We start from the raw sequence: 25170 nt of genomic DNA, 5'->3' as shown, positions 1-25170 counted from the left end.
CGTCAAACCGCGTTACCGGCTGGCCTGATTACCTGTTGGTGCTTGCCTTGGCGCGGGTGGCCCGCCACTCCAAAAATTCGCGATAGAGGGGATCGCGGTCCTGCGGGGCAAGCGCTGCGGCCGGTGCGGCAGCCGGAGGCGGCGGCGCCAGCGCAGCGCCTGATGCCGCGGCCGCGCCCGCGGGCAGCGGCATGTTGCGGTCGAGCCATTCCTGTGCCGCCTTGAAGCGGGTCCAGCCGGATACCGTCGCCCGTGGCGCCATTTCCTTCCACTTCGGATGGAACGGCGGCCGCTGCAACTGCCCGACCTTGTCGAACATGGTGTCCACCAAGAGCGACAGGCGGCGGTAGCGGTCGCTGTTCGGCGCCCAGTTATAGGACGCCAGCACGGCCTCGGCCGCAATCGTCTCCACCGAGCCGCCATCCGCCACCAGGTTCGGGTAGTCCGCCGACGAAAGCTTGGACGGCAGATACTCCTCCTGCAGCGGCTTGGCGTAGTCGACCGGCACCAGATGCAGGTTGCGGTCCTGGATCTGGTTCAGCCATTGCAACGGCTTGCCCTCGATCGCCACGATCGCGTCGACCTCGCCCTTGCGCAGCATGTCGACCGCCAGCCGCGGCTCCTGATAGATCAGATGCGGCCTGATCCCGAGCCGGTCGAACACGTTGATCGCCGTCACGAAGGTCGAGCTGTCGGGCAAATCGACCACCACGGTCTTGCCGTCGAGATCCCTCATGTTGGTGATCGTCTTCGGCGCCAGCACGTGCATCTCTTCGTTGAACATCTTGGCGACGTAGACGAACTGGTTGCGGATGTCCTTGGCGAAGTCCTTGCGGTCGAGATAGGACAGCGTGTCCTTGCGGACGATGCCGGCGTCGACGCCGCGCAGCAGCAGGATGTCCGACACCGCCTGCACCGAGCCACGGCCCATCACCGGCAGGATCCGCAGCGCCGTGCCGTTGTCGAGCACGGAGGCGAGATCGGCGCCGACCTGGGCGTAGGTCGAGCCGAACGAGCCGGTCATCAGGCTCACCGTGTTGGCGTTGAGCTGGTTGGCCAGATCGCGCTTGGTGGCGGTGCCGTACTTGAAGATGGTCTTGAAGGAATCGCTGACGGCGCCCGCATCGACGCCGCTTCGCACCGGGCCGAAGTGCTGCCAATTGCCGTTGGTGAAGCGCATCATCCGCATCTGCTCGATTGGCGCATGATCGGACGGGCTGGTGTTGATCTGAATGCCCTGCACCATCATGGGAAGCTGGATACCCTTGAGCAAGCGGGCCTGCCTCATGATGTTTTCGCGCGACAGGTCGTCGCCGCAGTTCTTCAGGACCTCGACCGTCAACTTGCCGACCAGATAGCCGAGGACGGCCTGGCCGTTGGTCTTGCTCACGCTCGGGAGATAGCGCTGCATGAAGGCGCTCCATTCGCGGAACACCGCCTCGCCGGCCGCCGCCGCGTCTTCGCCCTCCAGCCTGTATGCAGCCGACAACAGGCCTTCCGCATTTTGCGGGCCCGCCGGCTGAATCACGGCCGAGTACGAATTAGAGATCGAGGCGGCGAACTGTAGCGGCCTCCAACCGAGTTCGGCGGTTCGCTTGATCGCCATGACGGCGAATTTCGGCGTGGTGAACTCAATGAGGACGTCGGCGCCGGAGGCCTTGAGCTTGGCCATCTGGGCGTCGATGGTGGTGTCGGTCACCTTGTATGGGGCCTCGGCCACGATCGCAATCTTGCCACCCAGGCCGTCCTTCAGGCCCTTCAGGTATTCCTTGCCCATCCCATCCTCCTGATAGAGGACGGCGATCCTGCTGCGGGGATGGTTCTCCAAGAGGTACTGCGCAAAAATTTGCGCTTCAGCCGTGTAGGTCGGCAAGAAGCCGATGGTCCAGGGAAACTCTTGCGGCTGGTCCCAGGCCGCCGCACCCGACAAGGCAAAAAGTTGCGGTACCTTTTTTGAGTTCAAATAGGGCTGGATCGCGGCGTTCGTGTTGGTGCCGATAGTCCCCAAAGCCAAGAGAACGTTGTCCTCCTCGACCAGCTTGCGGGTCATCGCCATAGTCTTGGTGGGTTCGTAGGCGTCGTCGTAGGATATCATAGTGACCTTGCGGCCGTTGATCCCGCCTTCAGCGTTGATCTTGTCCAGATACGCCGCGATGGTCTTGGCGATAACGCCATAGGCGGAGGCCGGACCGGTATAGGGCGCGGTGTTGCCAATCCGGATCTCCCTGTCCCCCGGGGCCGCCAGGCCTTGCCCGAAAGCCGGACCCGCCATCGCGGCAAGCACCAGTGCCGCCGCAGCACTGCGCCGAGGCGCGGTGAAAAGCCTGCGCAAACCGTCGCGGGCCGCAGACCCGGACAATTGCGCCCAACGAGTGTCGATCAAAGCCCGCATCTGACTGCGCCCCCTAGAGCAATATACCTGCGATTTTTCGAGCAGCGAGACGATACCGTTTCAGCCCTACTCGCTGACATTGTGTCTCAATCGGATTGATTTTGTGTCAAGGCCAGTCGTTTACCAGAGCGCGGTTAGTCGATTGTGTGTTCGACCGCGACAATGCAGCACATTAGCGTTACCGAATCGGGACTCGGTTGCGCCCGCGCGCATCAATTCTCCTCATGGTTGTAAACGCACCCTGAAAGCACGACGGCCCGCCGAAGCGGACCGTCTTGTCGTCAAACCGCGTTACCGGCTGGCCTGATCACCTGTTGGTGCTGGCCTTGGCGCGGCTGGCCCGCCACTCCAGGAATTCGCGATACAGCGGGTCCTGCGGGGCAAGTGCGGTGGCCGGCGCGGCAACCGCCGCCGGCGCAGCGCCGGATGCCGACGACACGGCCGCGCCCGCGGGCAGCGGCATGTTGCGGTCGAGCCATTCCTGCGCCGCCTTGAAGCGGGTCCAGCCGGATACCGTCGCTCGTGGCGCCATTTCCTTCCACTTCGGATGGAACGGCGGCCGCTGCAACTGCCCGACCTTGTCGAACATGGTGTCCACCAAAAGCGACAGGCGGCGGTAGCGGTCGCTGTTCGGCGCCCAATTGTACGAGGCCAGCACGGCCTCGGCCGCAATCGTCTCCACCGAGCCGCCATCCGCCACCAGGTTCGGGTAGTCCGCCGACGAAAGCTTGGACGGCAGATACTCCTCCTGCAGCGGCTTGGCGTAGTCGACCGGCACCAGATGCAGGTTGCGGTCCTGGATCTGGTTCAGCCATTGCAACGGCTTGCCCTCGATCGCCACGATCGCGTCGACCTCGCCCTTGCGCAGCATGTCGACCGCCAGCCGCGGCTCCTGATAGATCAGATGCGGCCTGATCCCGAGCCGGTCGAACACGTTGATCGCCGTCACGAAGGTCGAGCTGTCGGGCAAATCGACCACCACGGTCTTGCCGTCGAGATCCCTCATGTTGGTGATCGTCTTCGGCGCCAGCACGTGCATCTCTTCGTTGAACATCTTGGCGACGTAGACGAACTGGTTGCGGATGTCCTTGGCGAAGTCCTTGCGGTCGAGATAGGACAGCGTGTCCTTGCGGACGATGCCGGCGTCGACGCCGCGCAGCAGCAGGATGTCCGACACTGCCTGAACCGAGCCACGGCCCATCACCGGCAGGATCCGCAGCGCCGTGCCATTGTCGAGCACGGAGGCGAGATCGGCGCCGACCTGGGCGTAGGTCGAGCCGAACGAGCCGGTCATCAGGCTCACCGTGTTGGCGTTGAGCTGGTTGGCCAGATCGCGCTTGGTGGCGGTGCCGTACTTGAAGAGAGTCTTGAAGGAATCGCTGACGGTGCCGGGATCGATGCCGCTTCGCACCGGCCCAAAGAACTGCCAGTGGCCGTTGGTGAAGCGCATCATCCGCATCTGCTCGATCGTCGCGTGGTCGGACGGGCTGGTGTTGATCTGGATGCCCGGCACCATCATCGGAATCTGCAAGCCCTTGATCGAGCGGGCCTGCTTCATGATGTTTTCGCGCGAGAAGTCGTCGCCGCAGTTCTTCAGGACTTCGATAATGAGCTTGGAGTTCAGATAGCCGTAGACGGCCTGGCCGTTCGCCTTGCTGACGCTCGGGACATATCGCTCCATGAAGGCGCTCCACTCGCGGAACGCCGCGGGGCCGGCGCCCTGCGCATCCTCGCCCTCCACCCGGTACATGGCCGACATAATGCCTTCGCCGTTTTCCACGCCCGCCGGCGCCATCACGGCCGATACCGATTCAGACACTGAGGCGAGAAAATGCACCGGCTTCCAGCCGAGTTCGGCATTTCGCTTGATCGCCATGGCGGCGAATTTCGGCGTGGTGAATTGCATGAAGATGTCGGCGCCCGAGGCCTTGAGCTTGGCGATCTGGGCGTCGATGGTGGTGTCGGTCACCTTGTACGGCGCCTCGGCCACGATCGGAACCTTGCCGCCGAGGCCATCCTTCAGGCCTTTGAGGTAGTCCTTGCCGAAACCGTCGTCCTGATAGAGCACCGCGATCTTGCTGCGCGGATGGTTCTCCAGGATATATTGCGAATAGATGTGCGCTTCGGTCTGGTAGCTGGGCAGGAAGCCCATGGTCCAGGGAAACTCGCGCGGCTGGTCCCACATCGAGGCGCCCGAGGCGACGAAGAGCTGCGGGATCTTCTTCGAGTTCAAATAGGGATGGACCGCCTGGCTGGTGTTGGTGCCGAGGCTCGCCAATATAAAGAGAACGTTGTCTTCCTCGACGAGCTTGCGGGTCGCCTCCATCGTCTTGGTCGGATTGTAGGCGTCGTCATAGGAAATGAAATTGATCTTGCGGCCCCTGATCCCGCCCTCGGCGTTGACCTTGTCGAAATAGGCCGCCATGACCTTGCCGATCACGCCATAGGCGGAAGCCGGACCGGTATAGGGCATGGTATTGCCGATCCGGATCTCGTTGTCGCCCGGCCCCGCAAGCGTCCGCTCGGTCAACGCCGGCGCCGCCATCGCGGCCAGTATCAGCGCCGTTGCCGCGTTGCGCCGAGGCGCGGTGAAAAGCCGGCGGATGGTCGCTGTCCGAAACCGGGACAGTTGCGCCATACGCGGACGAGTGATGCAGATCGTCGCTCCCATTGCAGTCCCCCCATATGAGCCCATATTTTTGTAATATTATTTGGGCGTGTGATGCGAGCAGGCACCGTTTCAACCCTACTCGCCGACAATGTGTCTGAATCGGATTGATTTTGTGGCGAGTCCAGGCGTTCCGCAAGGCATGGTTACCAGGCGCGCATTTCGCCCGCAGAAACGCCCCGAAATTGACGTCAACTTTTCACCGAGCAGCAACCACAGGTTTACGGCATCGGTATCGCGTTCTGGATCGACGGCGTGCCGGGCAGTGCCGACATGGTGAAGGTCGAGGTGCCGAGCACGATGGCCGCCGGCATCAGACGCCGCGGGATGCCGGCCGCACGAAACAGCAGAAAGCCGGCCGCGCTGACCATGAAGATCTGGGTCCAATGGGCGAGCAGCGGCTCGCGGGAGCACAGTGCTGCGATCAAGGCGGCGAGCGGCGCAAGCAGCAACACGCTCCAACCCCGGAACGCGAACGCAATCAAAAGGCCGAGCCCGATCAGGATGCCGAGAAGCCCCGCCCCCGTCATAGCCTCAGCATTCCGCGAGCAGCGCGTCGAGATCGGTCGTGGATTGCCTGCCGATATGCTCGCCATGGGCGTCAAGGAATGCGTCGGCGCTCTTGCGGCCCTCTTCTTTCAGGAGTGAGACGAACGCCCACTCGGCGTTGAGCTTCGACGACGCGCCGAATTCTGTGAGCGTGTCGGTCATGATCCGGTGCGTGCGCATTCCGGCCCAGCGCGCGCCTTCGCCGTGTCCGGGGTCCGCCACCTGGCGCAGCAGCGCCATCATGCGCAATTCCTTCATCAGCGGCGAGTTGAAGGAAATCTCGTTGAGCCGGTTGAGGATTTCATTTGCCGTGCGCGGCGGTTCCGGCCGTTCGCGCGGATTGATCTGCACCAGAATGGTGTCATGCGCGTCGCTTTCGCGCACCAGCGGCGTTAGCGTCGGATTGCCGGCATAGCCGCCATCCCAGTAAGGTTCGCCGTCGATCTCGATCGCATGGAACATGGTAGGCAGGCAGGCCGAGGCAAGCAGGACGTCGGCGGTGATCTCCTTGTTGCGGAAGATGCGGCCGCGACCGGTGCGCACATTGGTCGCAGTGACGAACAGCCTGATGGGTGCGCGGGCCAGCCGGTCGAAATCGATGCTTTCGGCGAGCACCGCGCGCAACGGGTTGAGGCCGAGCGGATTGAGATCATAGGGCGAAGCCACGCGGGCCATCAGGTCCATGGCCACATAGGCGGGTGACGTGTCGAGCGTCCAGCGGCCCATCAGCCGGTCAAGCGGCGAGCGCTGCAGCGGGCTGAACGCCGCAGCCTGCGACACCCGCCGCCAATAGGTCTCAAGCGCCGCCCGCGCGCCTTCGGCGCCGCCTTGCGTCCATCCGTCCGCCACCAGGGCTGCATTCATCGCGCCCGCCGACGTGCCGGAGATCGCCTCGATCCGCAGCCACGGCTCCTCGATCAGCCGATCGAGCACACCCCAGGTGAACGCGCCGTGAGAGCCGCCGCCCTGCAAGGCGAGATCCACCAGAACCGCTTCGCGTGCTGTTGCGTCCATCGTCGCCCTCTTCGGTCGGGATGAAACGACACCCGATTCAGGACGAGCCCCTAAGGCCTCGTCTCGACTCTTGGTAAGATCGACGCAGCAGCGCGAACAGGCTGCCGCCCGTCGCCGCGCCCAAGAGGTAGGCGACCGCGACCAGCAGCGCGAGCGGCACGCGGGCATTGATGCCGAGGAAGGACATGGTGACGATCTCGAAGTTCTGCGCTGCGAAGATGATCGTCGCGGCGGCGAACAGAATGATGACGGCGAGGTAGATCCAGCGCATGGGCGCCTCCTGAACGTCGATCAACCGCGTGGCGCAGTCCGCCACCCCACCTCAGCGAGCGCGACGCAGGCCCAAGCCCACTCCGATCCAGCCAGCGCCGGCCATGATGAGATCGATGCCAAGGAACAGGCCGAGGATATAGAGGCTCGAGACCGGCCAGCGCGCCAAAATCAAGAGGCCGAGCAGCAGCGTGATCACGCCTGACAGCACCACCCAGATCCAGGGCGTTTCCCGTTTCATGCTGAAGGCCAGGAAGATTCGCATGATGCCCGAGGCCACCAGTGATGCGCCGAGAATGAGGGTGAGCAGCACCGCCGCGAGCAGCGGATTCTGGAACGTGACGAAGCCCGCGACGATGTAGAGCACGCCGAGCAAGGCCCAGAGCAGGAACTTGCCCCAGTTCTTGATCTGGAAGGCGCTGAACACTTCGGCGACGCCGGCGATGATCATCATCACGCCGACGATGAGGACGCTCGCGACGGTAGCCATCGCAACGCTGCCAAGCGCGATAAATCCTGCGATGAGATAGACAACGCCGAGTGCGATGATCCAGCCCGACTTGGCACGCAGTGGCGCCGTATCCGAACCGGCTTGGGGATCTCCCATCGTACCTGAAGTATTGGTCATGACGGTCCTCCGATGCGAAAACCTAACCGACATTCGTCTCCAAGGGATGGAAGGTAATAGCAAAATTGGAAGAGGAATTCAGTCTAATTAACATCCAACGGTTGTCAGAATGAGATCGAGAATTTGTACTAAGTCACTGAAATTGCTTGGAGTGGGTGAAGGGAACCGAACCGTCGTATTCAGCTTTGGAAGGCTCCGAAATTTCGCAATCTTTTCAAGAGCCGTTCCGACATTTCGCAGCTTTTTGGGCGATTGAGATCATCACCGAATTTCTCTTTGTCGGAACGGCGACTCTCACCTATGCGTTCATTCCTTGCTGCTCGACGCCGCCAGGTCGCGAGCCGAACCAGGCAGCCTGTTGCGGCGCTCTCGATGGCTCGGGAGCTGAACCGCGATGCTCATCGCATCGTCGCGAGTTGGACTGCGAGAGCACACGCCCGGTCGTATTCGTCGAGATTGATCCACTCGTCGATCGTGTGCGGCTCGTTCTGCCCCGCGCCGAAGGTCACCGTCGGAACGCCGTGGCGGACCATCCAGTTTGCATCCAATCCGCCATTCGCGGCGCGGATGTTCGGTGTTGCGCCGATGCCGGACACTGCCGCGACCGCGCGTTTGACCACGGGCAGGCTCTCCTTCATGCGGAACGGATGATAGTCGGTCTCAGCCTTGAACTTGACGCGGCCCGACTTGCCATCGCTGTTCTTCACGCGCTTTGCCGCCTTCTCGAACGCCGCCTTGTAGGCCTTCGTAATCTCCTTGAAGAACTTGCTGTCGTGGCTGCGGCTTTCGCCGCGCACGTGCACATAGTCGGTGACAACATTGGTGGCGTCCCCGGCCGGCCGGCCGTCGCCGCCGGTGACGGGGCCGACATTGCTCGTGCCCTTCAGCTTGCGCTTCACCACCTTGCCGAACCAGCCACCAGCCTTCACATCGGCAAGCGCAAGCGCCAGGATCATGGTCGAACTGATCCCGCGCTCGGGTGCGACGCCGGCGTGCGAGGCGCGGCCGAAAATCTCGACCTGCCAGCGATCCGCGCCAACGGCGCCGATCGTGACATTGGAGGCAGAGCCGCCGTCGTAGTTGAAGGCCATGACCGGTGAGCCGAGGTCAGCGGTTTTGACGTGTCGCGCCCCCCAAAGCCCGCTCTCCTCGCGCACGCAGAACAGCAGCGTGATCGGCGGATGATCGAGCTTCTGTTTCGCAAGCTCGGCCGCCAGCGTGACGAGAACGCCACAGCCGGCGCGGTTGTCGCCGCCGAGCGCGGTCTTCGCCGCATTGACGATCTTGCGCCCCGTTAGCTTCGGCTTCGCTCCGGCGCACAGCGGCACGGTGTCCATGTGAGTCATGAACATGATCCGCGGCTGGTTGTGCATTGCGCCCCGGCCGGGCAGATCGACAATGAGATTGCCGGTCTCTGTCGGCACGGGAATGCGTGTGTTGGCGTCGTCGAGGCGGATCGCGGTCGCCGGCACGCCACTTTCCTGCAGCGCCGCGCTGAGCTCGCGTCCTATGGCTGCCTCCTTTCCGGTCACTCCCTCGATAGCGAGGAAGCGCATGAGGCGGTCGGTGGCGGTTTTGACGTCGACGGGCATGACGATCCCTTGGATAGTGGCTTGCGGTGCTCGTGAGCATCGTTCGAGACGCGTTGCTTCGCAAGCCTCATAAGGAAGAGCCGGGCTGTTTGGCTCCGACGTTTCGCAGCTTTCTGGGCGATTGAGACCACTAATGATTTACCCGACGGCCCAAGCCGCGTTCTGAGGAACGACCACCGTCACATTGTCGCCGACCGAATAGCCGCCAAAGGCGGGAGCATCGACATTGAGGCGACCGTCCTCGATCTCCACCACGATCGACCTTGTCGGGCCACGGAAGATCGTGTGGGCGATCCGTCCGGACCATCGCAGCCCATCCTTGTCGGTACCGGCGGGCGCAATCCTGATGTCTTCCGGCCGCACCATGACCGTGACGGTTTGTCCCGGCGGCACTTCGGTTGCGGCCTCGCATCGACCCTGCCAACCGTGCCCGACGACATCAAGCTGAACCCGACCTCCCTCCAGGCGCGCGCAAGCCTCTACACTAGCTTTAAGAAGATTTGGGTTGCCGAAGAATCCCGCGACAGTGCGATTGGCCGGGTAGCGATAAATGTCCTCGGGGACACCAACCTGCTGGATTCGTCCCTGATCCATCACAACCACGCGGTCGGAGAGCGCCATCGCCTCCGACTGGTCATGCGTGACATAAAGGGTCGTCATGCCGAGCCGTCTCTGGATCGCACGGAACTCGTCGCCCATCTGCAACCGCAACTTGGCGTCGAGATTACTCAGCGGCTCGTCGAGAAGAAGCACCTTCGGCTCGAACACCAGCGCCCGCGCAATGGCTACACGCTGTTGCTGACCGCCCGACAGAGCCGGCGCAGGACGCTCGGAGAAGCGTTCCATTTCGACGAGACGCAACGACTTTGAAACCAGATCCCGGATTTCGGCCGAGGGACGACGGCGCACCCGCAATGGATATGCAACGTTCTCGAAAACCGTCATATGCGGCCAGATCGCGTAGGACTGGAAAACCATACCGAGGCGCCGCCGCTCCGATGGAACAAACACGCCCGAGGCCGCATCGCTGACCACCTCGTTCCCGAGGCTGATACGGCCACTGGTATTCTGTTCAAGGCCTGCGACCATCCGCAACGTGGTTGTCTTGCCGCAGCCGGACGGCCCGAGCAGCGTCATGAACTCGCCTTCCGCGACGCGGAGATCAATGTCGTTCACGGCGGCAAACTCGCCGAATTTGCGGCTGACTTTTTCCAGGACGACATTTGACATCAGACACCTAATCCAGTCACAGGGCGCCAATCCATCGCTTGATGACGCGGAGCTGCACCCATCTGAAAACGATCACCATGGCCATCATGATGAGACCGATCACGCTCACCTGTTCCGCGCTCCCATTGGCCCAGAGTTTCAGAAGCACGACCGACAGAACCTCGGAGCCGACGGAATAGAGCAGCACGGAGGCGCTCAACTCGCGCATGATTCCGAAGAAGATCAGGACCCAGCCCACGGCAAAGGAGGGCCAGACCAGCGCGATCATGATGCGCCACATCGTCTGCAGCCAGCTCGCCCCGTGCACGCGCGAGCACTCTTCGAGGTCGTAGGACAATTGACCGTAGGCGCTGGACATGACGCGCACCGAGAGCGGTGTTCCCAGCGAGATGTAGGCGAGCAGCAGCGCCCAGATCGTCCCATAGATCGGGATGGCATGAGGCAGCAGCGCGAACCCCCACAGAAAGCCTACGCCCAGGACAATGCCCGGCATCATCCACGGCAACCATGCCATGGCGTCGATCAGACGGCGACCGCGCCATTTGGTCCTGACCGAGACGTAGGCGACGATACCGCCAAGCAGCATGGTTAGCGTAGCGCCGACAAAACCCAGCAGCATGGTATTGCTGAAGGCCCGCCAGAACTCGCTGCTCCCCGCAACCGCCTGATAATGCTCGAGCGTCAACATGTCCCATTCGTAGAAGCCGAAGAACTTGAAGAAGGACCCGATCAGGAGCTGGCTCACGGGCAGTACGACCGTGACGGCGAAGAACAGCGCGCAAAACGCGAACGTCGCCCAGCGCCATTTGCCGAGCTTCATGACCCCGGGCGAATAGCCCTTTCCCGACACCGTCTGGAAACTGCGGCCGCGCAGGATGCGCCATTGCATCAGGATGATCAGGAACATCAGCGCCATGATCACGAAGCTGATCGCGGTGGCATATTGATATTGCGGCGGCGAGCGCTGGTTAATGGAGTCGTAGATATCAGTCGTGATGACGTGGATGCCGGCAGGCGAGCCGAAGAACAGCGGCGATTCGAAATTCTCTACACCCCTGATGAAGCTGAGGATCGCGGCCCCGGTCAGTGCCGGCAGCATCAATTGAAGCGTGACGGTGCAGAACGTCCGCAACCGGGTGGCGCCGCACATCCGTGCGGCTTCCTCAAGGCTCGGATCCATCGCCCGAAAGGCGTCGACGATCAAAAGGAAAAGGAACGGCACCGAATATTGCATCATGTGCCAGACGACGCCGCCATAGGAATAGACGTTGATCGGCGACGCGGTCGATCCGGTGATCCCTTGATATAGCTGGTTCAGCAATCCCACCTGCGGATTGCCCAACATGCCCCAGGCCATCGCCGTCAGGATCGGCGGAATGAAGAAAGGCAGCGTGACCAGAACCTCCAGCGTGCCGCGGAACGGCGTGTCAGTCCGCGCAAGAATCCACGCGAGCAGCACAGCGAGAAACAGCGACGGGATCGTCTTGGCCAGCGCGATGCCGACGGTGTTGAGCAGCGTGAGCAAATTTTGCTGCGAAACGATGTCGCGATAGCCGTCGAGCGTGAAGACACCGGCAACGCCCGGCGGCGTCGAATGCAGGCTCCCATAGAGCAGCATCGACAGCGGGTAGACCGTCAGGAAGGCGAGAACGAGCGCGAGCAGCGTCAGCCCGACGACGCGCCCCGCAGGCGCTCTGTTCAGGAAGCGCCGCGCGTGAGGCAGCCGTGCCCGCATGGTTCCAAGATCGGCTACGCGGTCGTCGGCCGAAAGAGCCATCTGCCAGCGCCTCAGGGATAAAGCTTCTTGGCCAGCGCCATCATGTCCGGGCGTTCGGACAGCTTCGCCATTCCCATCAGCCTGGCGTTGGCGTAGGGCTGCGCCTCGGGATCGGCGCGCTCGGCCGCGCCCTTCACGACGGGAAGCATCCAGGCATTGGCGTAGAGGGCCTGGGAGTCCACGTTGAGGAAATGCTGCATGAAGACGCGCGCCGCATTGGCATGCGGGGCGTTCTTCAGCACCGCGAGATCCATCTCCGCATAAGGCGCCCCCTCCTGCGGCACGATCACCTTCACCGGCAGGCCCTTGAGATCGGAGGCAAAGGCGAAAACCTGCGTAATGTAGATCGGATACTCACCGCGGGCGACGCGGCGGGCATCGTTGCGCATGTCGCGGCTGAAGACGGGCCTCTGCTCGGCCAGCTTTTCGTTGAACTCGGCGCCCATGTTGTTCTGCAGCACCGCGAACAGGGTGTTGCCGCTGCCGAGCGGACGCATGTCGTCCGAGAGCAACTTTCCCGTCCACTTCGGTGAATTCAGATCGTTCCAGCTCTTGGGAACGTCGTCGCCCTTGACCAGCCTGGTATTGATCAGGATCCCCATCGGCTGAACATAGGCGGGAATGCTGTATTCGGTGGCCTTGAACGGCGGCCGGAGGTTGGCAGCGTTCGGGATAGGCGGCAGTTTCTGGATGAAATCGCCGTTCTTGAGCTGCTCCTCGATCATGGTCGTGGTGATCATTTCGACGTCGCCGAGATAGCGCCCCGCCGATTGCTCGGTCCGGAGACGTTCGACGAGTTCGCTGGCGCGCAGATCGAGGCTCTCGACGGCGATGCCATACTCCTTCTCGAACGATTTTACGACCGCGGCGAAGTAAGGCGCGCCCAGCGCCATGTTGTAGACGACGACCTTGCCTTCTTTCTTCGCAGCGGCGACGACAGCATCCCAAGACGCATCCTCTGCCGACGCAGGGAACGCAAAGCCGGCAACCAGGGCAACGAGGGCAACTCTCTTCAGCTTCAAAAACACTGCATCCTCCACGCGTCTTATTGTTTTGCCGATCGACTACACCGACCGGATGTCAGACTTCAATCACCACATATTGCTTCTCGATCACGACCGGGAAAGTTTCGGCCTGAAGCTCGCCTTCGACGAGAGCCCCGCCCGATTCCACCTTGAGGTCGAAGCTGCGAACCTTGGTGCGATCGGGTTCGCACCATGATTTGCCGGTCCTCAGATCGAACTCCCAGCCGTGCCAGGGGCAGCGCAACAGTTCGCCGCGCCGGCTGAACTGGTAGGATCCAGGCTCGCTGGATTCCACCAGGCCGACGATGCGCCCCTTGCACAGGGATGCGCCTTCGTGGGGGCAACGGTTACCGACGGCGAAATACTCTCCGCCAACATTGAAGATGCCGATTTCCCGGCCGCCCACCTTCACCAGCATGCGCTGTCCGGGAGGGATGTCATCGACGGTTGCAACGACGTGCCGCGCCATCAGGGCAGCCCGTAGAACGCCTGCGCGTTCTTGCAGAGAATCTGGTCGCGCTGCGCTTCACTGAGGTTGGCGCGGAAGGCGTAGCGCGGATCGTCAAAGTCCCAATGCGGGTAGTCGGTCGAGAACAGCAGGCGATCCCAGCCGATCCGGTCGAACAGATCGATCAGCTGCGCAGCGCTTCCCGGCTCTTCCATCGGTTGGGTCGTGAACCACACCTGCTGGCGAATGTACTCCGACGGCGGCCGCTTTAGATGCGGCACTTCGCTGCGCAGGCGCGACCAGTGCTTGTCCATGCGCGCAGTCAGCGACGGGATCCATCCGAGCCCGCCTTCCATGATCACCACGCGGAGCTGCGGAAAGCGCTCGAACACGCCTTCGAACACCAGGCTGGTCAGGATCGCCTGCATGGTCTCCGCCACCGTATGGTGCTCTTCCATGTAGTAGGACGCCCAGCCTCCGCTGGTGGAGGGATGGCCATTGGTGCCGCCGACATGGATGGCGATCGGCAGATTGCTGCGCACCGCCGCCTCGAAAATCGGCCAGTAGCGGCGGCGGCCGAAGGGCTCATCGGTCTTCGGCAACACCAGAATCTGGGTGAAGCTCGGATCGCCTGCCCGCGCGTCGATCTCGGCGACCGAAGCGCCGGTGTCCTCCTGCGCGATCAGGACCGATGCCCGCAGACGCGGCTCGTTCTTCACCCAACGTTCGACCTGCCAGGTGTTCATGGCCTGCGTCAGGGCCACGCCGAAATCCAGATTCCGCTGGCTGCCAGGATTCCACCGCAGAGGGATCAACATGCCGGTCTCGACCCCGTTGGGATCGAGATGCTGCTTGCGCATCAAGTCGAGGCTTGAGCCCGGCGGACCGCCCTCCTCGGGATAGGCATCGACCCGCGCCGCATCCGGCGACATCCGCGGATGCGACAGCGCTTCGGAGAATGCGTGGCGCAAATGGCTGCCATAAATCGAGAGGTGATCTATCCATTGTCTGGCGAGATACGGATGAACCTCGGTCCAGGAGGTCATCGCGGGATGGATATCGCAATCGATGATCCGAAGCCTGGACCTGGCGGCGCTGCTTCGCTCGAGTTCGACGATGCTCATACGGCAATCTCCATGGCTCGATCGGCCTTCATCAGTCGCGGATAGGTCGCAAGCGCATTGTCACTGACGATCTTGCGCAACAGCCCTGCGGAAAGTCCGTCCGGCAACGCCGCATCGCCGTCGAACTGCCAGTGCGGATAATCCGTCGAAAACAGGAACAGCTCGTCGGATCGCAGGTGATCAATCAGCCGCAGGATGGCCGCCGCCTCGTCGGCCGCGTCGATCGGCTGGACCGTGAAGCGAACGTGCTCGCGGACGATCTCCGATGGCGCGCGCGTCACCCAGGGCACTTCGGCGCGAACCCCCTTCCAGGTCTTGTCGGCGCGCCAGGCAAAGCCGCTCAGCCAGGTCAGTCCCGATTCGATCGCGACCACCTTGAGCGCGGGGAATTTGGCGAAGACGCCTTCGGAGATCATGCTCTGCAACTGGTTTTCGAAGGCAGCCGATTGCGACACATAGTCCTCGACGAAATAGGACGGCCATCCAACCGCGGTCGGCGCATAGCGGTAGGCGCTGCCGGCGTGAATTCCGACCGGCAGGCCAAGCTTCTCCGCCAGACGATAGATCGGCCACAGTTGCCGCCGGCCGAGCGTAACCTCGCCCGATACCAGCATCAGCACCTGCACGAACCGCATGTCGTCCGCGCGCCGTTCGATCTCGGCGACGGCGAGCTCGGTGTTATGGGCTGCAATCACGATGGAGGCGCGCAGCCTGGGATCGCGGCTCAGCCACTCATCCCGGATCCAGTCGTTGGTCGCCCGGCAGAACACCGCCGCCATGTCCTCGCTGTGCATGACCTGGGCGCCGTAGAGGCAGTTGAGGATTCCAAACCGCTGCTGGTAGCGGTCCAGCACATGTTCCTGCATCGCCTGCAGCGAGGCGCCCGGCTTCTGGCCATCCGCGAGCTTCCAGTCGGGACGGCACGACAACGGCGCGTTCTGCGGATAGCTGGTGAGAGCGAGGTTGAGCCGATCAAGCGCGCGAACCGAGACCATTTCGCGCCAATACTCGTCGAGATACGGCAGCAGCACATTCATCCCCGGCACGGCCGGATGAAGATCGCAATCGATCGCACCGGCGTACCTGGCCGGACGCTCTGCATTGGCCGTCTCGCCGTCTGCCATGGACACCACCCTGACGCGCCGGTTCTTGGTCAGCTCTCGGTCAGCTTCTAGGCCGGCGTCTGTTTTATGTTGATGCGTCAATAAATGACATGTCAAGTAAATTGATGTAGATCAAGGCGGCGGGAACCGCCGCATTGAGAAGTTGGCCGAGCGGCCAGGAGACTCCTTTGATGCCTTCGCCCAAGCGATTGATGCTCAACGATGCGCCCTCGAAACGGCCGCAAGATTACGGGATGCTGGCGCAAGAACATATTGCAATGCTGATATCCAATATCGGCGTGCGGCTGCTCCGCGGCACCACGGCCTATTACCGCAGCGCCTTTGACCTGAGCATGACCGAATGGCGCCTGTTGATCGTGCTCAACAGCACCCAGTCGCTCAATGTCAGTGAGTTGTCAGGGGCGGCCGATCTGGACAAGGCGGCCGTGAGCCGCAGCCTCGTCCTGCTCGAGGAGCGCAAACTTATTTCGGTCGAGCAGACCCGAACCCGGGGCCGCGCCGCGATCGCCAGGCTGACGGCCGAAGGACGAAAGCTGTCAGAAAAATTGCTGAATATCTCGCGTGAGCGCGAGACGCGGCTGTTCAAGAGCTTTAGCCGTGCCGACAGGGAACATTTGAAAGCGCTGCTTCAACAATTGTCGCAGGCCTTGGCCGGCGCCGATTGGGATCACTAGTTCACTAGTGGCGACTTCGTCCCGAGCCAACCTCTCTCGCCCCAATCCATCGCGAGCAAGTTTGAGCTAACTTCAGCAAATAAGCTCCAAGGATATCGCATGAATAGTTCTGCGCATGAGGGAATGCGATTAGTTGCCGTGATGATGACGTCATTTCGCTAGACTGAAAACGGACGAATTCAAATCGGCCGTCAGCGGCGTTGTCAGAATGGTTTGCCGGAATGAAATCTGAAGATTCGTGCCAAGCCATTGAAATTGGTTGGAGCGGGTGAAGGGAATCGAACCCTCGTATTCAGCTTGGAAGGCTGCTGCTCTACCATTGAGCTACACCCGCGCTGGCGCTGACCTAACACGCCATGCAAGCGGCCTCAACCCGCCCCGTGCGGCCCTTAATTTCCGTTAAAAGCGGCCCTGTTCCCCGGCACCCGGCCGGTCCGAACCCTTAACAGGGGCTGATTCGCCGCCTATATTGATGTTTCCACCAACAATGAAAGGAGGTGATCCAGTGCCTTATACCAAGCGCTGTCACCTCGCTGGGATCGCCCGCTAGGCCTTGTTTAAAGGTCTGGCTCCGGGCGCTCTCAGGCCTGGACCAGCGAGCACAAGAGTTGGAGCGCGGCGGGAGCCATCCCGCCGCGCTTTCTTGTTGGGGGCTAGAGCCTTTTCCGTTCCGATGGAATCGGAACGGGGCTCTAGATTTTTGATTTGACGCGTTTTCTTGACGCGAACCGGTCCCCACTTCGCTGGAAAACGCTCTAGCCGCTCCCGAGCACCTCGCGGATCTTCTGCGCCAGGTCTGCCTTCCGGTATGGCTTTCTGAGCAGGGCTAGGCCGGGGTCGAGATGGCCCTCATGCACGATCGCGCCGTCGGTGTAGCCGGACGTGTAGAGCACCTTCATTCCCGGACGGCGCGCAACCACGGCGTCCGCCAATTGGCGGCCGTTCATTCCGCCGGGCATGATCACGTCGGTGAACAGGAGATCGAATTCGGTGCCCTGATCGACCAACGCGAGCGCCGCCGTACCGTCGCTGGCGACCAACGTGCGATAGCCGAGGCCGCCGAGCTGGGCGATCACGTAGCCCGCACCAATGCGTCGTCCTCCACCACCAGGATGGTCTCGTGCCGCCCGAGCGGCGCGGCCGCGATCGATGACGGCTCGGCAACGCGCAGCGCCACGCCTTCCGCGCGCGGCAGATACAGCCTGACCGAGGTGCCGCGCCCCTCCTCGCTCTCGATCCTGACGGCGCCGCCGGTCTGCTTGGCGAAGCCGTAGACCATGCTGAGGCCGAGCCCGGTGCCGCGGCCTACCCCCTTGGTGGTGAAGAATGGCTCGAACACGCGATCGCGGATGTCGGCCGGGATGCCGTGACCGGTATCGCCGACGGCGATCATCACGAACTGCCCGGGCTTGATCTCGCAGTCGGAGGCTTCGTCGAACGTCACGTTGGCGGTCTCAATCGTGAGCTTGCCGCCGCCGCGCATGGCGTCGCGCGCATTGACCGCGAGATTGACGATGGCCGCCGAAAGCTGCGAGGGATCGGCCAGCACGCCCCAGGCCTCGGGCGCGAGCACCGTCTCGATCTCGACGTGCTCGCCGAGGATCGGCGTGAGCAGCTTGGCGGTCTCCAGCGCCAGGCCGTTGATCTCGATCTCGCGCGGCTCCAGCGGCTGGCGGCGCGCGAATGTCAGGAGCTGCTAGGTGATTGAGGCGCCGCGCGTCGCCGCGTCGTCGATCAATTGCGCGATCGCGGCGAGTTGCGGCTTGTCCGCCAGACCGTCCTGCAAGATCTCGATCGTGCCGGTGATGACGGTCAGTACGTTGTTGAAGTCGTGGGCAACGCCGCCGGTGAGCTGGCCGATCGCATCCATCTTCTGGGATTGGCGCAGCCGGGAAATGGACGCCAGTGGCGAACTGGCCCGGTTGCGCGAGGCGCTGGTCAAACAGGTGCTGAACGATCCGTGATGGAATTTGCGGGGGGCTGGGCGCGATCGCGGCCCTGCCCGGCGGTCTGAATGCGCGATCAGATACCGCAGACGAAGCGCGCTCCGCGGCGGTCTTCGACGATGCGCTCGCCGCCATTGACGGGCCGAACTGCCGTAGTAGCGGTGATGGCCGGTGACGTCGTGCCAGTCGCCTGCTTGCGACGACGCCGGCTGTGGTGCACGCAATCTGGCGGCATCGCAGATAATGGTGGCCGGCTGGCGTCGCATGACCGTCTCCTTGAAGGGTGCGCCGTGGCTGGCGTTCTGCTCATCAGTCGAGAACTTGTCGCGGCACGTTCAAGGGCAATCCGATATATCGTGTTTCCGGAATGTTTCGTCGCGACCATATGTCGGGATGATCCGGGCCGAATCGTCCTCTAAGGGGACAGCCAGTCCGGCCAGCCTATCAGGGAGAACCCAATGCTCTATGCCATTCTCGCCTATCACGTCGAAGCCGAGGTGATGTCCTGGACGCCGGAACAGGATGCGGCTGTCATGACCGGCCTGCTGGCGGTGCATGACCGGCTCAACGCGGACAAGCTGCTGGGGCCGGCGGCGCGGCTGGGTGGCACGGCGGAGGCCCGCACCTTGCGCGGACCGGGGAACGGGATGGTGATCGACGGGCCGTTTGCCGAGACCAAGGAGCAGTTATTGGGCTTGTATGTGGTGAACTGCGACAACGCGGACGCCGCGCTCGATGTCGCCCGCGACCTGCGCCGGGTCAATCCGTCCGCCGTCTACGAGATTCGCCCGATCAGGCTTTATCTCCCCGGAGAATCCTTGCCGGAAACCGCGGCAGAAGGCGGTTAACCCGATCGCGGTGATAATCGAGAACCTTGATCAGGAGAACGACCACGATAAAGAGCGAGATCAGCCAATCGAACATGATGTGCTCTCGTGCCCGCTTCGTCGCGGTGGCCGGCGGGAGAGTGCAAGGGGCAGCGTGCCTCCAGGGGAATAAAAGCGGTTTCGTTGACACAACCGATCGACGGCGTACGCTTGTCGCATCGCGTTGTGCGGGAACCTGCTCGAGCCCTGCCGCAAGCTATCGATCACGCTGCCGTCAATCTGTTGGCGTTTGATCTGGATCAGGCCGAGCGCCGCCCAAAGGCCGCGAAATCTGGCTGCAGTCCTTGTAACGGAGTTCATCCGATGCAAACCAGGGTCCGAACGCTGATTGCCGTTGTCTTGGCGCTGATCTTGGCGCTGACGTCGTTGAGCGCGATCACCGAGCGGGTGCGCGATCCAGGCGTGACCGACACTGAAATTCGCATCGGCAACGTTATGCCCTATAGCGGGAGTCTGGAGGTCTTCGGAGCGATTGGAAAAGCCGAAGCGGCGTATTTTGAGATGATCAACGAGCGCGGCGGGATCAACGGCCGCAAGGTGCGATTCATCTCATATGATGACAAATCCAATCCCTCGACCGCGCTGGACGTTACGCGCGGTCTTGTCGAGAAAGACGACGTCCTCCTGATGTTCGGTTCGTTCGGAACTCCGGGGAATTTTGCCGTTCGCGCGTACTTGAACGAAAGGCAAGTTCCTCAACTCTTTGTCGCCTCCGGAGACGATCATCTGAGCGATCCGTCGCTGTTTCCGTGGACAATGGGCTGGCAGCCCTCCATTCGGGAAGAGGGGCGCATCTACGCCAACTACATACAGGCGTTCTACCCCGGAAGAAGGATCGTCGCTCTTTGGCAGAATGATCATTTCGGCCGAGAATTATTCAAGGGGTTGGAAGACGGGCTCGGTGACATCGCCCGGATGATCAGGGTCGACATCGCCTACGATACAGCAGATGAGCATCTGGACACGCACGTATCGATCTTGAAGCAATCAGGAGCTGAAATTTTTGTATTTGCAGGAGCGCCTGCAAACGCAGCGAAAGTCGTCCGGGTAGCGGCGGATCTCAATTGGCATCCGGTGTTCATCTTGAACCATATGGCGTCATCGGTCGCGACGGCGCAGCCCGCCGGCCCGGACAACGCCTTGAGCGCTATTACGGCCGCCTTCCTGAAGGATGCAAATGATCCGGCTTGGAAGGACGAACAAGCTAGCAAGGACTGGCAGGCATTTGTTGAGAAATACAATCGGGCCGGCGGCAAGGACGACAATGCCGCCGTCTTCGGCTACGCCGCCGCCGAGACATTGGCCCAGGTGCTCAAGCAATGCGGCGACGACCTGTCTCGCGAGAACGTCATGAAGCAGGCAGCGGCCCTCAAGGACTACCAAGGCTCCATGCTGCTGCCTGGGATCAAAATCAGCACCGGACCCTGGAACTTCCGGCCGATCAAACACCTGCGACTGATTCAGTTCGACGGCCGCACCTGGCAGCCGATTGGCGACGTGCTCGAAACGGCTTTCTCCAACGCGCAGAAGTAGGCGGTGCGTTCGAGCGGGCGATCGGTGGGAGAGTTCGAGGGGATGGGATAGCCTGGCTGGTCGTAGCTCGCGGCCACAGCCCGCCTTCGCCCTATGGGGCTTCGGCGTGGCAGCCTTCTCTCGCTTCGCGAGCGAAGGCTGGTGGGGAAGGAAGGACTCGAACCTTCGAAGCCATGAGGCGGCTGATTTACAGTCAGCTCCCTTTGCCACTCGGGACACTTCCCCGTCCGTCAGCGTCAGGAACCGGCCGCCAGAGTGGCGGAGGACCGGACCATGGATGACGCTGAGGCCGAAAGCCCGTTTTGAACCGGCTTCGACCGGCGCGTTTATGGGCGAAGCGGGATGGCAAAGTCAACCAACGCAAGCCGCTAAATGCGCCCTCAAGCGACCCAAATTGCCATATTCGGGCTCCCGTGACACAAGCTCCCCATGAGCGATCGCGACCGAAAACCTCCGTTCCGCCGCGGCGGCGGCAAACCCTTCGAAAAAGGGCGGAAATTCGTCCGTCCGCCGGGCCGCCGGGACCGGAACGCGAGCCCTGACGGGCCGGTGATTCTTTATGGCTGGCACACGGTTTCGGCGGCCCTGGCCAACCCGGAACGGCAGATCCGAAAGCTGTTCCTGACCGAAAACGCCGCAAGGCGCCTGGCGGACGAGAATATCGACACCCGCATTCCCCCCGAAATCGTCCGGCCGAACGCGATCGACCAGCGGCTCGGCCCCGACGCCGTCCACCAGGGGCTATTGGCCGAGGCCGAGCCCCTGCCCGCACCGGATATCGATACGCTGCCGCAGGACGGCATCGTGCTGGTGCTCGACCAGATCACTGATCCGCACAATGTCGGCGCGATCATGCGCTCGGCGGCAGCGTTTGCGGTGAAGGCGATCGTCACCACCGCCCGGCACAGCCCGGAGGCCACCGGCGTACTGGCGAAGTCTGCGTCCGGCGCGCTCGAGTTGGTGCCGCTGGTCACGGTGCAAAATCTCGCCCGCGCGCTCAACGAGTTGAACGACCGCGGCTTCATGACGGTCGGGCTCGACAGCGAGGGGACTGAGGATCTCGGCGCGGTGGCTTTACAGCAGCCGCTCGCGCTGGTGCTGGGCGCCGAAGGCAAGGGCCTGCGGCAACTGACGCGCGAGACCTGCAGCGTGGTGGCGCGGCTCGACATGCCCGGTGAGATCAAGAGCCTGAACGTCTCGAACGCCGCGGTTCTGGCGCTCTATATCGGCGCGAGCCGGCTCGGCCTGATGAAATGACCTTTTTTGGTTTGACGCGTTTTCTTGACGCGAACCGGTACCCACTTCGCTTGAAAACGCTATGACATCCGCTCGCAACTCAATGCGAACGGGCGCTGAAATGCTTCGCCGATCGTGAGATCAGTAGTAGCGGCGCAGGACGCGCTGGCCGTGGTAATAACGGTGCGCGTAGCCGTAGTGATGGCGGTGCGCGCGATACGGACGGTTGTAGCCATAGCCATAGCCGGAGATCGAGCCTTCGCGATAGACGGGACGCGGCGCCCAGTTGCCGGGACCGGTATAGGTCGGGCCCTGATTGACCCAATAATACTGCTGCTCCGGATCGGGCAGACGTTCACGGACCCAACCGCCGCAGGGATTGCAGCCCGCATAGGCCGCGACCGGCGCAACATAGACCGGCTGGGCGCAAGGGCTGTAACCGCAGGCCATCGCGGGCGCTGCGGCGATAATGGCGACTGCCGCAACCAATCCTTTAAGTATCTGACGCATTACTCTCTCCTGTCGGTATTTTCGTTGGTCTTCTTAGCGTGGAAGGTGGCCCGGCCTGCGCCGGTCATAGTCCGGTGCGTAGATGATCTCGGGCGGATTGACGGGAACGTTCGATTGCGCCGGCAGCGGCGCCGACTGCGCCGACCAGGATTGATGATAGCCCTCGGCCGGCTGCGGCAATCGGCGGTTCGCCGGCGGTTCGATTTCCAGCCGCCCGTAACCGGGCATGCGGCCGGCGCTCGGATAATAATGGCCGACGTTCGGCACCGGATCGATATAGCGGCCACCGTAGACAGTCGGCTCGACATGGGTGCCTTTACCCAGACCCCAATCGCCCTCGACCACCGCATAGGATGCATCGACGCCATTAATAATGATGGGTACACCGGGACGGCCGGGAATCACGATCTCGAAGCCACCGCCGGCAAAGGCGGCCGATGTCGTCGCAATGAAAAGTGCCAATGTGACGCCGATACGCATCGCCTGGGATCCCGGTTTCCTCAGGTCCCAATTTAATCCAGCACGCCATCGCAGGGGTTAAGGCGGCCGGCCAAACTGCCGGTAAGGCTAACGCGCCAGCATGGATCGCCGTTCAATTGCGAGAAAAAGCGATATCCAAACGTTAACGCCGCGCCCGCGACTGCACGGCTCGATTGTCATTTGCGCGGCGATATCGCACCATCCCGCCCTCTTCCGCTCTCTCCGAACTCCAGCCGAAATGCCTGAAATGACGACCAAAACACCTGCGAAGAACGTGCTCTGGATCATGTGCGACCAGCTTCGCTACGACTATCTCGGCTGCACCGGGCATCCGGTTCTGAAGACGCCGAACATCGATGCGATGGCCAAGCGCGGCGTGCTGTTTTCCAACGCCTATGTGCAGTCGCCGATCTGCGGGCCGTCGCGGATGTCGTTCTACACCGGCCGCTACATGCGCTCGCATGGCTCGCACTGGAACGGCTGGCCGCTGCGCATAGGCGAGCCGACGCTCGGCGATCACCTGAAGAAGATCGGCGTCCGCAACGTTCTGGTCGGCAAGACGCATATGGCGCCGGACCTGGAGGGGCTGAAGAATCTCGGCATCCCCCAGGACTCCATCATCGGCGTGCATGTGTCGGAATGCGGGTTCGAGCCTTACGAGCGGGACGATGGGCTGCATCCGACGGGACGGCCGCGCCCGGCCTACGACAATTATCTGCGCGAGCACGGCTACGACGCGCCGAACCCGTGGGAGCATTGGGCCAATTCCGGTGCGGCTGATGACGGGACCTTGCAGAACGGCTGGCTGCTGGTGCACGCCGACAAGGCCGCGCGCGTGCCGGACGAACATTCCGAGACGCCCTACATGACGCGGCGCGCGATGGAGTTCATTGCCGAAGCGGACGACGACGGCCGGCCATGGTGCCTGCATCTGTCCTACATCAAGCCGCATTGGCCCTATATCGCGCCGGAGCCCTACGCCAGCATGTATGGGCCGCAGGACGTGCAGCCGGCGATCCGCTCCGAGGCCGAACGCGCCAACGCGCATCCGGTGTTCGCCGCCTACATGGACATGCGCTACTCCCGCAACATGTCGCGGAACGAGGCGCGCGAAAAAGTCATTCCGGCCTATATGGGCCTGATCAAGCAGATCGACGACCAGATGGGCGTGTTGATGCGCTTCCTCGAAGCGCGCGGCCTGCTCGACAACACCATGATCGTGTTCACCTCCGACCATGGCGACTATCTCGGCGATCACTGGATGGGCGAGAAGGATCTGTTCCACGAACAGTCGGCCAAGATCCCGCTGATCGTGATCGATCCGTCGGCGGCCGCCGACAGCACGCGCGGCACCGTCAGCGACGCGCCGGTCGAGGCGATCGACCTGGCGCCGACCTTCATCGACTATTTCGGCAGCAATCCGCCGGATCACATTCTGGAGGGACGCTCACTGCTGCCGCTATTGCACGGCGAGCGGCCGGTTGACTGGCGCAGGGTGGTGTTCTCCGAATACGACTACGCCATGCAGGACGTCCGCGTGATGCTGGGCCAGCCGATCGAGCGCTGCCGGCTGTTCATGGTGTTCGACGGCCGCTGGAAATTCATCCACGCCTCCGGCTTCCGGCCGATGCTCTACGACCTCGAAACCGACCCGCAGGAATTTGTCGACCGCGGCGCTGATCCCGCCTGCGCCGATATCGTGGCGCGGCTGCAATCGGAGCTGTTCGACTGGGCGCTGCATCCAAGGATGCACATCACCACGCCGAATACGAAGATCGCGGCGTATGCGGCCCAGCAATTGCAGGTCAAGAACGGCGTGCTGATCGGCATCTGGGACGAGGCGGAACTCGGCGCGATCAGGGAACGGATCGGAATGAAGCCTTAGCCGACCTCGTACGCGAATGGCGTTCTACTCTCGGCAAATTGCGAAAATCACTGAAGGCTTGGAAACTGGTGTTGCAGCGGAGACACTTCGCTTCGACAAATTGCGGCGGCTAAGCCCGCCCTTGTTGCAGCGCCCAGCACGCGAGCGCTACGGTCGCGCCGGCCAAATACTTCGCAGC

Annotated in this window: 19 protein-coding genes, 2 tRNA genes and 2 pseudogenes; 5 read left to right on the top strand and 18 right to left on the bottom strand. The window is 62.5% G+C overall.

Translation table 11 applies throughout. The annotated features are described in order from the left end of the window. Positions 1 to 28: 28 nt before the first annotated feature. From V1293_RS00995 to V1293_RS00935, 13 genes and pseudogenes are all read right to left on the bottom strand, one after another. On the bottom strand, positions 29 to 2383 hold the full coding sequence (locus tag V1293_RS00995; RefSeq protein WP_334505901.1) for an ABC transporter substrate-binding protein: 2355 nt from the start codon (positions 2381 to 2383) through the stop codon (positions 29 to 31). 316 nt (positions 2384 to 2699) lie between these two features. Then, entirely contained in the window at positions 2700 to 5063 is a 2364-nt protein-coding gene (locus V1293_RS00990; RefSeq protein ID WP_442894193.1) for an ABC transporter substrate-binding protein, read from the bottom strand. A 221-nt stretch (positions 5064 to 5284) separates the two neighbouring features. Continuing rightward, positions 5285 to 5590: pseudogene (locus V1293_RS00985) on the bottom strand (GntP family permease); the annotation flags it as partial. A gap of 4 nt (positions 5591 to 5594) precedes the next feature. Beyond that, positions 5595 to 6623, bottom strand: coding sequence for a patatin-like phospholipase family protein (locus V1293_RS00980; RefSeq protein WP_334505899.1), 1029 nt, complete (start codon positions 6621 to 6623; stop codon positions 5595 to 5597). Between the two features lie 37 nt (positions 6624 to 6660). Then, positions 6661 to 6894, bottom strand: coding sequence for a hypothetical protein (locus V1293_RS00975; RefSeq protein ID WP_334505897.1), 234 nt, complete (start codon positions 6892 to 6894; stop codon positions 6661 to 6663). Between the two features lie 51 nt (positions 6895 to 6945). After that, a complete protein-coding gene (locus V1293_RS00970) occupies positions 6946 to 7521 on the bottom strand; it encodes an HdeD family acid-resistance protein (protein WP_334505895.1) in 576 nt (191 codons plus the stop codon). A gap of 398 nt (positions 7522 to 7919) precedes the next feature. Beyond that, complete coding sequence (locus V1293_RS00965; protein ID WP_334505893.1) at positions 7920 to 9113, bottom strand: M20/M25/M40 family metallo-hydrolase; 1194 nt, start codon at positions 9111 to 9113, stop codon at positions 7920 to 7922. A 138-nt stretch (positions 9114 to 9251) separates the two neighbouring features. Beyond that, positions 9252 to 10373, bottom strand: coding sequence for an ABC transporter ATP-binding protein (locus tag V1293_RS00960; protein WP_334505891.1), 1122 nt, complete (start codon positions 10371 to 10373; stop codon positions 9252 to 9254). After that, positions 10360 to 12120 (bottom strand): ABC transporter permease, encoded by a 1761-nt coding sequence (locus V1293_RS00955; RefSeq protein WP_334505889.1) that lies wholly within the window; start codon positions 12118 to 12120, stop codon positions 10360 to 10362. The genes V1293_RS00960 and V1293_RS00955 overlap by 14 nt, the downstream gene beginning before the upstream one ends. Before the next feature lie 11 nt (positions 12121 to 12131). Beyond that, positions 12132 to 13148 (bottom strand): ABC transporter substrate-binding protein, encoded by a 1017-nt coding sequence (locus tag V1293_RS00950; protein WP_334505887.1) that lies wholly within the window; start codon positions 13146 to 13148, stop codon positions 12132 to 12134. Between the two features lie 52 nt (positions 13149 to 13200). Further along, positions 13201 to 13614, bottom strand: coding sequence for a Rieske (2Fe-2S) protein (locus V1293_RS00945; protein WP_334505885.1), 414 nt, complete (start codon positions 13612 to 13614; stop codon positions 13201 to 13203). Beyond that, positions 13614 to 14717 carry an amidohydrolase family protein gene (locus V1293_RS00940; RefSeq protein ID WP_334505884.1) on the bottom strand — a complete coding sequence of 368 codons (1104 nt, stop codon included), beginning with the start codon at positions 14715 to 14717 and terminating at the stop codon, positions 13614 to 13616. The genes V1293_RS00945 and V1293_RS00940 overlap by 1 nt, the downstream gene beginning before the upstream one ends. Next, the gene (locus V1293_RS00935) at positions 14714 to 15841 is read right to left on the bottom strand and encodes an amidohydrolase family protein (protein ID WP_334505883.1); all 1128 of its coding nucleotides are present in this window, start codon (positions 15839 to 15841) and stop codon (positions 14714 to 14716) included. Before V1293_RS00935 ends, V1293_RS00940 begins: the two co-directional genes overlap by 4 nt. Positions 15842 to 16032: 191 nt before the next feature. On the opposite strand from V1293_RS00935, the gene V1293_RS00930 reads away from it, so the two are divergent. Then, positions 16033 to 16515, top strand: coding sequence for a MarR family winged helix-turn-helix transcriptional regulator (locus V1293_RS00930; protein WP_334505882.1), 483 nt, complete (start codon positions 16033 to 16035; stop codon positions 16513 to 16515). A 260-nt stretch (positions 16516 to 16775) separates the two neighbouring features. Here V1293_RS00930 and V1293_RS00925 read toward each other — a convergent pair. Next, a tRNA-Gly gene (locus V1293_RS00925) sits at positions 16776 to 16849 on the bottom strand. 421 nt (positions 16850 to 17270) lie between these two features. Beyond that, a pseudogene (locus V1293_RS00920) lies at positions 17271 to 18406 on the bottom strand (ATP-binding protein); the annotation flags it as partial. Positions 18407 to 18919: 513 nt separating this feature from the next. On the opposite strand from V1293_RS00920, the gene V1293_RS00915 reads away from it, so the two are divergent. Both V1293_RS00915 and V1293_RS00910 read left to right on the top strand, forming a co-directional pair. Continuing rightward, entirely contained in the window at positions 18920 to 19309 is a 390-nt protein-coding gene (locus tag V1293_RS00915; RefSeq protein ID WP_334505881.1) for a YciI family protein, read from the top strand. Positions 19310 to 19651: 342 nt separating this feature from the next. Continuing rightward, positions 19652 to 20881 carry an ABC transporter substrate-binding protein gene (locus V1293_RS00910; RefSeq protein ID WP_334516575.1) on the top strand — a complete coding sequence of 410 codons (1230 nt, stop codon included), beginning with the start codon at positions 19652 to 19654 and terminating at the stop codon, positions 20879 to 20881. Between the two features lie 139 nt (positions 20882 to 21020). Here V1293_RS00910 and V1293_RS00905 read toward each other — a convergent pair. Continuing rightward, positions 21021 to 21106, bottom strand: a tRNA-Tyr gene (locus V1293_RS00905). A gap of 204 nt (positions 21107 to 21310) precedes the next feature. Between V1293_RS00905 and rlmB the strand changes: the two genes are divergently transcribed. Then, positions 21311 to 22138 carry a 23S rRNA (guanosine(2251)-2'-O)-methyltransferase RlmB gene (gene rlmB, locus V1293_RS00900; RefSeq protein ID WP_334505880.1) on the top strand — a complete coding sequence of 276 codons (828 nt, stop codon included), beginning with the start codon at positions 21311 to 21313 and terminating at the stop codon, positions 22136 to 22138. Positions 22139 to 22258: 120 nt separating this feature from the next. Here the strand turns inward: rlmB and V1293_RS00895 are convergent, their stop codons facing one another. Continuing rightward, entirely contained in the window at positions 22259 to 22627 is a 369-nt protein-coding gene (locus V1293_RS00895; RefSeq protein WP_334505879.1) for a hypothetical protein, read from the bottom strand. A 33-nt stretch (positions 22628 to 22660) separates the two neighbouring features. Then, a complete protein-coding gene (locus tag V1293_RS00890; RefSeq protein WP_334505878.1) occupies positions 22661 to 23107 on the bottom strand; it encodes a hypothetical protein in 447 nt (148 codons plus the stop codon). A gap of 247 nt (positions 23108 to 23354) precedes the next feature. On the opposite strand from V1293_RS00890, the gene V1293_RS00885 reads away from it, so the two are divergent. Next, complete coding sequence (locus tag V1293_RS00885) at positions 23355 to 24992, top strand: alkaline phosphatase family protein (protein ID WP_334505876.1); 1638 nt, start codon at positions 23355 to 23357, stop codon at positions 24990 to 24992. The last annotated feature ends 178 nt before the right edge of the window (positions 24993 to 25170 follow it).

This window comes from Bradyrhizobium sp. AZCC 1693 (assembly GCF_036924745.1).
Lineage (GTDB): Bacteria > Pseudomonadota > Alphaproteobacteria > Rhizobiales > Xanthobacteraceae > Bradyrhizobium.
This window is presented reverse-complemented; position numbering and strand designations above follow the sequence as displayed.

Coding starts and splice junctions, on each gene's coding strand:
- rlmB (WP_334505880.1), top strand. CDS start 21,311: ATGAGCGATCGCGACCGAAAACCTCCGTTCCGCCGCGGCGGCGGCAAA.
- V1293_RS00945 (WP_334505885.1), bottom strand. CDS start 13,614: ATGGCGCGGCACGTCGTTGCAACCGTCGATGACATCCCTCCCGGACAG.
- V1293_RS00955 (WP_334505889.1), bottom strand. CDS start 12,120: ATGGCTCTTTCGGCCGACGACCGCGTAGCCGATCTTGGAACCATGCGG.
- V1293_RS00975 (WP_334505897.1), bottom strand. CDS start 6,894: ATGCGCTGGATCTACCTCGCCGTCATCATTCTGTTCGCCGCCGCGACG.
- V1293_RS00910 (WP_334516575.1), top strand. CDS start 19,652: ATGCAAACCAGGGTCCGAACGCTGATTGCCGTTGTCTTGGCGCTGATC.
- V1293_RS00885 (WP_334505876.1), top strand. CDS start 23,355: ATGACGACCAAAACACCTGCGAAGAACGTGCTCTGGATCATGTGCGAC.
- V1293_RS00935 (WP_334505883.1), bottom strand. CDS start 15,841: ATGGCAGACGGCGAGACGGCCAATGCAGAGCGTCCGGCCAGGTACGCC.
- V1293_RS00980 (WP_334505899.1), bottom strand. CDS start 6,623: ATGGACGCAACAGCACGCGAAGCGGTTCTGGTGGATCTCGCCTTGCAG.
- V1293_RS00940 (WP_334505884.1), bottom strand. CDS start 14,717: ATGAGCATCGTCGAACTCGAGCGAAGCAGCGCCGCCAGGTCCAGGCTT.
- V1293_RS00990 (WP_442894193.1), bottom strand. CDS start 5,063: ATGGGAGCGACGATCTGCATCACTCGTCCGCGTATGGCGCAACTGTCC.
- V1293_RS00970 (WP_334505895.1), bottom strand. CDS start 7,521: ATGACCAATACTTCAGGTACGATGGGAGATCCCCAAGCCGGTTCGGAT.
- V1293_RS00915 (WP_334505881.1), top strand. CDS start 18,920: ATGCTCTATGCCATTCTCGCCTATCACGTCGAAGCCGAGGTGATGTCC.
- V1293_RS00930 (WP_334505882.1), top strand. CDS start 16,033: ATGCTCAACGATGCGCCCTCGAAACGGCCGCAAGATTACGGGATGCTG.
- V1293_RS00895 (WP_334505879.1), bottom strand. CDS start 22,627: ATGCGTCAGATACTTAAAGGATTGGTTGCGGCAGTCGCCATTATCGCC.
- V1293_RS00890 (WP_334505878.1), bottom strand. CDS start 23,107: ATGCGTATCGGCGTCACATTGGCACTTTTCATTGCGACGACATCGGCC.
- V1293_RS00965 (WP_334505893.1), bottom strand. CDS start 9,113: ATGCCCGTCGACGTCAAAACCGCCACCGACCGCCTCATGCGCTTCCTC.